3 protein-coding genes are annotated in these 1844 nt (G+C 36.9%); all 3 read right to left on the bottom strand.

Annotated elements, in window-relative coordinates; all coding sequences use genetic code 11:
• Positions 1 to 75: 75 nt before the first annotated feature.
• Entirely contained in the window at positions 76 to 486 is a 411-nt protein-coding gene (locus tag AC1DRQ_RS31200) for a response regulator (RefSeq protein ID WP_429397404.1), read from the bottom strand.
• 124 nt (positions 487 to 610) lie between these two features.
• Positions 611 to 997: a response regulator gene (locus AC1DRQ_RS31195; protein ID WP_477429971.1), complete on the bottom strand. Its 387-nt coding sequence runs from the start codon at positions 995 to 997 to the stop codon at positions 611 to 613.
• Positions 998 to 1232: 235 nt separating this feature from the next.
• Positions 1233 to 1844 (bottom strand): ATP-binding response regulator (locus AC1DRQ_RS31190; protein ID WP_477429969.1); only part of this gene is annotated, 612 nt, incomplete at its 5' end.

The following is a 1844-nucleotide window of genomic DNA, read 5'->3' as shown; positions in this document are numbered from 1 at the left end:
ATTACAAATAGGGAAATGCTGAGGCAAGAACTGAGATGAAATAATCTGTCTCTGGTGAGGAAGCCGTTGCCGGTATTAGCAGGAATCTGATTGCGGTAGGTGCCCGATATATATAGACGTTAAAACGTTTTTACTGGCCGGCTTGCTGATGAATGACCGGACGAAGGGATATTCGCTCACCCGCAGCTGATCCTGACGATCAATAGACGCGGACGCAATGTAAATGCTGATAGCTTTTCGAAAAGAAGAATAAAGTTGATCAAACTGTTCCAGAAATTCCCATCCGCTGAAGTATGGCATATTCAGATCTAAGAAAATAACATCCGGTAACAACTCAGTTTTTGCCTGGTTTTCCTTCAAAAAGTCAATAATGATTTCCCCATCCAAGCTATAGGCTACATCTTTAAATAAATCATATTTTTCAAACATCCGCTGCATGATCACATGTGTTATCGGACTGTCGTCAATTATTATCAGTTTGCACATAGTTCACAGGTTAAGGTGGCGGGGTATCAGTATACAATAACCATTCCGAGACGATACTATTGCAAATAAATTATCGTCTCACCGAATGATAATTAGTAATAGCGACAATTGACTTATGTTTGAGTTAACCAATGCGCATTAACATTTCCTTTGTAAGCGGTTTTATGAGGTAATCCAATACAAAGGGGTATTGTCCGGATCTTCGTATATCACCTGGAAGAATTGAAGATGACACAATGTATACCCTTATAGGTTTAATTAGGCACGCATATAAATCTTTCAGGTCCTCCAGAAAATCCCATCCGCTGTAATTGCTCATATAAAGATCAATAAAGATCACATCGGGCAACATGCATTGATTCGTTTTGTTTTCCATGAGATCCCGGATAACATGAATGCCGTCCATCCGATGGGAGATGGTCTTAAATGTTTGATATTTATCCTGCATTATTTTTAAAATCGAGTGATCAATAAAATTGTCGTCGATATATAAAAGCCTTTTTTTTAACATTTTATGATTTGTATAGAAATATGGTAACGGTGAACATATATACTAAGTTGAACCATTTTTTGTTTTGCTTTTATTGCAATATTTTAAGATTTATACTAACAATTGATCTGATAAACGGAAATGCCCTTTAATTAAACCCTCATAAAATAATTTCTCAGTTCCTTGTCTTTCATTTGAGCGCATATCTTTTCCCTCGGGAGGTATACCTGCCAAATCTATTACAGTAGCAAGGCTTTTATATGTTCATTTGTTTAGGAATAGCAGTCTTTTTAATGGCAGATAGTAGCTGCTGTGGCTTAAAGGGTTTTAATAAACAATCAGAAAATCCACTTTCGAGCAGATCTGTAAGCATTTGCTGATCAACAAGTGAAGCGGTAAAAGCGATTACGGGAATATTGGGAAACATTTTTTTGATGTGCAAAATAGCTGTATAGCCACTCATGACCGGCATCTCCAAATCCATTAAAATGATATCATAGTTGGCATTGTTGATAAGGGCTTCAATGGCTTCTTTACCGTTAAAGCTGCAGGTAATGACCGCTTTCAAATTTGAAAGCGTTTTTTTTGCTACCATCATATTTATCTGATTGTCTTCAACCAGCAAGACATTTACACCAGAAAGGTCCTCTGGAACGTTAATTTCCATATCACTAAGCGTCGGAGAGGCAAGGTCTGCTTTATTAAATTTGATATCAAACAAGAATTTGCTGCCTTTGCCTTTTTCGCTAAGAAGCGTTATGTTACTGTTCATTAATTTTAATAAACGGACACAAATAGTCAGACCCAGACCGGTTCCAATATTTTTATCATGATCCCTATCATACACCTGTTCAAAACTTTCAAATAC

It is taken from the genome of Mucilaginibacter sp. P4_E8 (assembly GCF_056401495.1).
The sequence above is the reverse complement of the archived record's forward strand: the minus strand, read 5'-3'. Positions and strand labels throughout refer to the sequence as shown.

Excerpts from the sequence above, each read along its gene's own strand:
- AC1DRQ_RS31200 (WP_429397404.1), bottom strand. The coding sequence starts at position 486 with ATGTGCAAACTGATAATAATTGACGACAGTCCGATAACACATGTGATC.
- AC1DRQ_RS31195 (WP_477429971.1), bottom strand. The coding sequence starts at position 997 with ATGTTAAAAAAAAGGCTTTTATATATCGACGACAATTTTATTGATCAC.